This is a genomic window from Vibrio sp. 1402 (assembly GCF_033340275.1).
In genome coordinates this window covers 1-6,369 of sequence record NZ_JAWOWE010000032.1, presented here as the reverse complement: position 1 = coordinate 6,369, position 6,369 = coordinate 1, and the positions used below count along the sequence as shown (strand labels likewise).

At 42.7% G+C, this 6,369-nt stretch carries 5 protein-coding genes and 4 tRNA genes; 6 read left to right on the top strand and 3 right to left on the bottom strand.

Going from position 1 to position 6,369, the window contains the following annotated elements; genetic code table 11:
- Positions 1–706: 706 nt before the first annotated feature.
- Positions 707–2,047 (bottom strand): CDP-diacylglycerol--serine O-phosphatidyltransferase, encoded by a 1,341-nt coding sequence (pssA, locus tag R7044_RS23735; RefSeq protein ID WP_033907507.1) that lies wholly within the window; start codon positions 2,045–2,047, stop codon positions 707–709.
- A 71-nt stretch (positions 2,048–2,118) separates the two neighbouring features.
- Positions 2,119–2,550, bottom strand: coding sequence for a GNAT family N-acetyltransferase (locus tag R7044_RS23730; RefSeq protein WP_031781233.1), 432 nt, complete (start codon positions 2,548–2,550; stop codon positions 2,119–2,121).
- Positions 2,551–2,651: 101 nt separating this feature from the next.
- Here R7044_RS23730 and murB point away from each other — a divergent pair, with 101 nt between their 5' ends.
- Positions 2,652–3,695 carry a UDP-N-acetylmuramate dehydrogenase gene (gene murB / locus R7044_RS23725; protein ID WP_033907506.1) on the top strand — a complete coding sequence of 348 codons (1,044 nt, stop codon included), beginning with the start codon at positions 2,652–2,654 and terminating at the stop codon, positions 3,693–3,695.
- Positions 3,692–4,657, top strand: coding sequence for a bifunctional biotin--[acetyl-CoA-carboxylase] ligase/biotin operon repressor BirA (gene birA / locus R7044_RS23720; protein WP_033907505.1), 966 nt, complete (start codon positions 3,692–3,694; stop codon positions 4,655–4,657). The genes murB and birA overlap by 4 nt, the downstream gene beginning before the upstream one ends.
- Positions 4,658–4,664: 7 nt before the next feature.
- Here birA and coaA read toward each other — a convergent pair whose 3' ends face one another.
- A complete protein-coding gene (coaA, locus tag R7044_RS23715) occupies positions 4,665–5,588 on the bottom strand; it encodes a type I pantothenate kinase (RefSeq protein ID WP_005388683.1) in 924 nt (307 codons plus the stop codon).
- A gap of 205 nt (positions 5,589–5,793) precedes the next feature.
- Between coaA and R7044_RS23710 the strand changes: the two genes are divergently transcribed.
- The 4 genes from R7044_RS23710 to R7044_RS23695 all read left to right on the top strand — a co-directional run bounded on the left by R7044_RS23710 (position 5,794) and on the right by R7044_RS23695 (position 6,189).
- Positions 5,794–5,869 (top strand) — tRNA-Thr (locus R7044_RS23710).
- A gap of 36 nt (positions 5,870–5,905) precedes the next feature.
- Positions 5,906–5,990, top strand: a tRNA-Tyr gene (locus R7044_RS23705).
- Between the two features lie 35 nt (positions 5,991–6,025).
- A tRNA-Gly gene (locus R7044_RS23700) sits at positions 6,026–6,100 on the top strand.
- A 13-nt stretch (positions 6,101–6,113) separates the two neighbouring features.
- A tRNA-Thr gene (locus R7044_RS23695) sits at positions 6,114–6,189 on the top strand.
- Positions 6,190–6,369: the final 180 nt, after the last annotated feature.

Below are 6,369 nucleotides of genomic sequence, written 5' to 3'. Positions count from 1 at the left end.
GGGGTCGCGGGTTCGAGTCCCGTCCACTCCGCCACTTATATTAAGCCTCAGTCGAAAGACTGAGGCTTTTTTCGTTTCTACTGCGGCGTTTCCCTGAAGTGTGTTTACACCTAACTAGACTACTCCCCATAATCCCTACTAAGCGAACTCTGCGTGATTACACACTAGGCTTTAATTAATATAGGCCGTTGATGCTGTGGAAAGACAATATGACCTACAAACAAACCTAAGTAATCTATGGTATTCAAAGGCGTTCAACGGCTTGAATCTTGATGAGAAAGAAAAAACGAACTGTGCGCATAATCCAGAAAAGCGTCATATATACCCCCAATCTCTCCTGGCTCAAAAATCAAACGACTTGAAAAGAATTGGAAGGTGAAAGATTGAAGGAGCTCTTCATTAGCGAGGTGATGATTTTCGACGCTGAACATTTGATGAGTCTCAGAAAAAATATATCGCCAAGGGGTAAGAAGCGCCAGAACAGAGAGGGGGAGCTTAGCTCGAGGCTGTAAGCTATGCGGAATAACTCACAAACGTCAAAGCTCAAACCCATTAAGAGAGTCGCTCTAGATCTAAGTGGTTATGTGCTCACTAGCGGTACTAGAAAATAGTTAAGTATCCCAAATGGATTATATGAAAAAGCCAACTGCTAAAGCGGTTGGCTTAGTATAAAAATCTCGACGTACTTTAGAGCGAGAAATGATGTCTAAAGAATACGCTTTAAAACACCATCTGCCTTTAGGCGGGTAATTTTTCTGACCAGTCGCTGTACCCCTATAGGATAGTCTTCTACTTTCTCTAATTGCTTATAAGTACAGATAAGGTGAGTATGCTCAAGAATACGCGAAACTTCGTCTTCAAACTTCTCAGTGAGCTTCGCATAATTGTCTTGTATGAGTAGTCCATTTTCTAGGTCGAGTGACCAAGCACGTGGATTTAAGTTATTCCCAGTAAGTAGCATATAGCGTTTATCAACCCAAATACCCTTAAGGTGGAAGCTGTTATTGTCATGCTTCCATAGGTGAATTGACAATTTACGTGCGGCGATATTCGCTTCATTGGTTTTCGCAAAGCGACGTAAATTCACTTCGTAAAGATATGGAAGTCCGCCAATGGTTTTAAAGTCTTCCTCAGGTGCAATGTAAAAGTCGTTGGCGGTTTTATCACCCACAACAATAGTTACTTTCACACCACGCTTCATGGCTCGTTTCACTTCACGATGAAGTGCTTTAGGGAAGTTAAAGTAAGGCGTACAAATGAAAATTTCGTCTTGGGCTGCTGCCAATAACTTTACAATCTGTTGATTGAGTAGATTACGGCGTTTGCCTAGCCCAACTAACGGAGTGACTTTTACGCTTTCTTCTGTTGCAGCTTGGTCTTCAAACTTATAATTGGCTTGAGCAAGAGAAGCCCTCAGTTGGCGAATCGCCGACTTAATTTCTTTGGTTTCTGGCTTATCTTTTCCTGCAAGATCATTAACGGCAGGGTGAGCAATCATTTCTTCCTGAATGAATTGCACCATTGAATTCGCTAAAGATTCATGTCGAATCACATGGTAACGATCAAATCGATAACGTTCATGATAATGGAGATAAACGTTATTTAAGCTCGCCCCACTGTAGATAACAGTATCATCGACAATGAAGCCTTTTAAATGCAGTACCCCAAAAACTTCTCTGCCACGCACTGGTATGCCATAGACAGGGATTGGGTGTTGGTATTTGCTGGCATATGCTTTGTAAAGCGCTGAATTACCCTCAGATGTCTCCGCACCAATCAGGCCACGCTGCGCTCGATGCCAGTCGACACAGATATTGATGTCCAACCCAGGATTGCGCTGTTTCGCTTCATAAAGCGCAGTGAGAATTTCACGTCCAGCTTCATCATCTTCCAGATATAGAGCGACTAGGTAAATTCGCGACGTTGCTTTGCTGATAGCATCTAAAAGACGGGTTCTGAATGATTCTGCTGAATACAGAACATCAAAGTCTTCCGGATTGACAGCGAGACTTGGCAACTGTTCGAATGGATTCCTACTTACTATCATATCGGTATGAGTACCTTAGTTTAGTGCAATATTGCGAACCTGCCATTTTATCAAAGATATGATTTACCTGGCTACAAAAGCACGCGTTTTGATGTCGTTGAAGAGATGAATTGCATTGGAATGAGATCTTTACCGCTATCTACATAACGTTGAAATGCCATTTTTAGCGGGTGTGGTAGCTCAGAGCAATCAATTGTTGTGAATCCATGCTTGGAATAATAGGATTCGAGATGTGTAAACGCGAAGCAATAATCGCCATCAGTGAAAACATTGTTTTTACAATGAGTTAGTAGTTCTTTTCCAATCCCTGTTCCCCTAACTTTCGGAATGACCAACATTCCTGTCAATAGACGAACTTTATCTACACTTTTTAAACGTAGTAACGCAATGATTTCACCTTTATGGCTTGCTGTAATGATCAATTCATCTTTTTTGGCTCGACCCGCAGGGTAATACGCTTTGTATAGTTTCTTAATGAGGGGGAGCTTGATGGGATTTAACACTTCTATGATTAATGAGTCTGGTATTGTCACTGCGGTTAAAAGATAACTAATGTAGAATGTCGACAGTTTAAGAGAATCTTATCTGGTGTTGCAAACCTACTATGCAAATTAAAACAAATGCGAGCCTAAAGGCTTACCATACTTTTGGAATTGAACAATCGTGTTCCTATTTAGCTATCGTTGAGTCGCTTGAAGATGTTATTGAGCTATTTCAAAACCCAAGATTCACCCATTTACCGAAACTTTTTTTAGGTAAAGGAAGTAATGTTCTTTTTACAGAACATTTTGAGGGATTAGTGATTGTTAATCGAATCATGGGTAAAGAAGTCACGGAAACGGATGAGCACTACCTATTACATATTGCCGGTGGTGAAGATTGGCCTGAATTGGTTTCCTGGTGTGTGAATCAGGGGATCGGTGGGATCGAGAACTTAGCTTTGATTCCAGGTTGTGCTGGCTCGGCTCCTATTCAGAACATTGGTGCGTATGGCCTAGAGCTAAAAGACATCTGTGATTATGTAGATGTTCTTGATCTAACTACGTTTGAAAACAAAAGAATGCACGCCCAAGACTGCGAGTTTGCCTATAGGGATTCCATATTTAAACATGCGTTGCACGGAAAGTGCTTTATCACCGCATTAGGGCTTAAGTTGGCGAAGCAATGGCAGCCGATTAACCAGTACGGACCTTTACAAAGTATCCCAGAAGAACAACTCAGCCCTGCTTCTATCTTCGAACGAGTATGCCAAGTGCGAAAGGCAAAACTGCCAGATCCAACCAAGATAGGTAACGCAGGTAGTTTCTTTAAAAACCCAGTGATCACGCAAGATCACTATGATCGACTCACAAAAAAATACCCTAACGTAGTGGCCTACCCAGCTTCTGGAGGAATGAAAATTGCTGCTGGTTGGCTTATCGATCAGTGTGGATTAAAAGGGAAGTCTGTACACGGTGCGCAGGTCAACCCTATGCAAGCTTTGGTTTTGACCAACATGGATAATTGTAGTGCTGATGACATTGTCGCGCTTGCTTCTTTAGTGAAGCAGACGGTATGGGATAAATACCAAATCATACTTGAGCATGAAGTACGCTTTCTCAATCGTACCGGGGAGACGAATTTGACTCAGATCGAGGCATCTAGATGAGAAAAGATCACTCTACGAAACTTCATATTTTAAGGTTATTAAGTGATGGAGAGTTTCATTCAGGAGAAGCGTTGGGCGACGATCTTAATGTTTCCAGAGCGGCAATCGCTAAGCACATTAAAGGTCTTAGTGAATGGGGTATTGATATTTATCGAGTGCAAGGGCGTGGTTACCAATTAGCTTCACCATTGCAGTTGTTAGACGAGACACTCCTGACCACTAGCTCGGAGTCACTTGTTGAACTTGTCCCTGTGATTGACTCAACGAACCAGTATTTGCTCGACAGAGTCGTGGATTCGGAAAAGGGCCGTGTTTGTATTGCTGAATATCAAGCACAAGGGCGTGGTCGCCGCGGTAGACAATGGGTCTCACCGTTTGGCTCTAACTTATATCTCTCTATGTATTGGCGACTGGATGCGGGAATGGCTGCGGCAATGGGCTTGAGCTTGGTGATTGGGATTGCCGCAGTGGAAGCTCTGGAAGAAGTAGGCATGCAAGGTGTTAAACTCAAGTGGCCGAATGACTTGTATTATCAAGATAAAAAACTGGCCGGAATCTTGGTTGAAATGTCGGGTCAGGCCGGTGGGGCTGCTCATCTAGTGATTGGGATGGGCCTGAATATTGGAATGCCTGACGACCAGCCTGAGATTGACCAGCCATGGACCACGTTGAACCAAGTAAATCAGAGTCTCAAGATCGATAGAAATGTTCTAGCAATGACACTTATCAAGCATTGGAATTCCGCACTTGTCGAATATGAAATGAAAGGACTTACTGGCTTTATCGAACGTTGGAATCGGTTAGACAATTTCCTTAATCGTCAGGTCAAACTGCTTATTGGTCCTAGAGAGGTATATGGCGTCGTTCGAGGCATCGATCATCAAGGTGGAATATTAATTGAAACCTCCCAAGGACTAGAGACTTATATTGGTGGTGAAATCTCGTTGCGTAAAAGTGACTAATCTTCGATTACTTTCGCAACGAGACTTTATCAACCAAGTGGTTAACGCCTTTGTGTAGAATCAAGTGGGCTCTCTCACGAGTTGGAAGAATATTCAATTCTAAATTGAGCCCATTAATATCATGCCAAATTTGCTTCGCTTTTTTCTTTGCGTCATCGACAGAGAGTTGTGTGTAGTGGCTAAAATAAGAGCCAGGTTTCGTAAAGGCCCCTTGGCGAAACTTTAAAAAGCGTTCTACATACCAATGTTCAATGGTCTCTGTTTCTGCGTCGACATAAATTGAAAAATCTAAAAAGTCAGAGACGAAGACACGATGCGGGTCATGTGGATAGTCCATTCCACTTTGCAGAACGTTTAAACCTTCAATAATAAGAACATCCGGTCTATCCACTTTTCTTAGTTCATCAGTAATGTCATACGTGATGTGAGAGTAGATGGGTACTTCAAGATCGGGCTTTCCTGCCTTTACGTCAGACATGAACTCGACTAAACGCTTGATATCATAGGATTCAGGGAAGCCTTTACGATGCATGATACCGCGTTCTTCTAGTACTTTTTTCGGATATAGGAAGCCATCTGTTGTAACCAAGGAGACTTTGGGATGATTCTCCCAACGAGAAAGCAATGCCGTTAGAATACGAGCAGTCGTACTTTTGCCTACAGCAACACTGCCAGCGATACCAATTACGAAAGGGGGAGCATGTTCCTCTGTATTTAAGAATTGTTGTAATACGGAATTGCGGCTTTGACGAGCTTGGACATACAGATTCAAAAGACGAGACAAAGGAAGGTAGATCTCTACCGCTTCCTCCATGGTTAGGTTTTCATTAATGCCCTGAAGCGCAGTCAAGTCGTCTTCAGAAAGTGTCATCGGTACAGAGTTTCTTAACTCGGCCCAATTTGCACGGTCAAATGACAAAAATGGACTCATGGGTCTCTTTTATCCTTGGTTTAATAGAAGCAAGAACATACATCAAGCGAACTTCAAAGCAAACGACAAAGGTCGAAGTTTGCTTTAAAAAAGCTAAGTTTGTACGAATTTGCAGCAAACGAATCTAAAAAATCGAAATTTATGATTTTTTTTCAAATTACTATTGCAACCTAGAAAATCATTCAATAGAATGCGCACCACTTATGCCGACTTAGCTCAGTAGGTAGAGCAACTGACTTGTAATCAGTAGGTCACCAGTTCGATTCCGGTAGTCGGCACCATTCTTTCCTTTAGTAGTCTGAATGGCTTGAAAATTTGGAGGGGTTCCCGAGTGGCCAAAGGGAGCAGACTGTAAATCTGCCGGCACTGCCTTCGATGGTTCGAATCCGTCCCCCTCCACCATATTCTTTAGGAAATAGCTCTCAGAGTTACGTGTTGCGGGCATCGTATAATGGCTATTACCTCAGCCTTCCAAGCTGATGATGCGGGTTCGATTCCCGCTGCCCGCTCCACTCTAATTTGAGTGCTGATATAGCTCAGGTGGTAGAGCGCATCCTTGGTAAGGATGAGGTCGGCAGTTCGAGTCTGCCTATCAGCACCAGCTCTCAAGTTTATTTCCTTTTGATATTAGATTTACCAATTATCTTTTTTTGGTTGCGTGGTCAATTTGGGCCACCTAAATCCGTACCTAGAGGGACCACTCATGTCTAAAGAAAAATTTGAACGTACGAAACCGCACGTTAACGTTGGTACTATCGGCCACGTTGACCACGGTAAAACA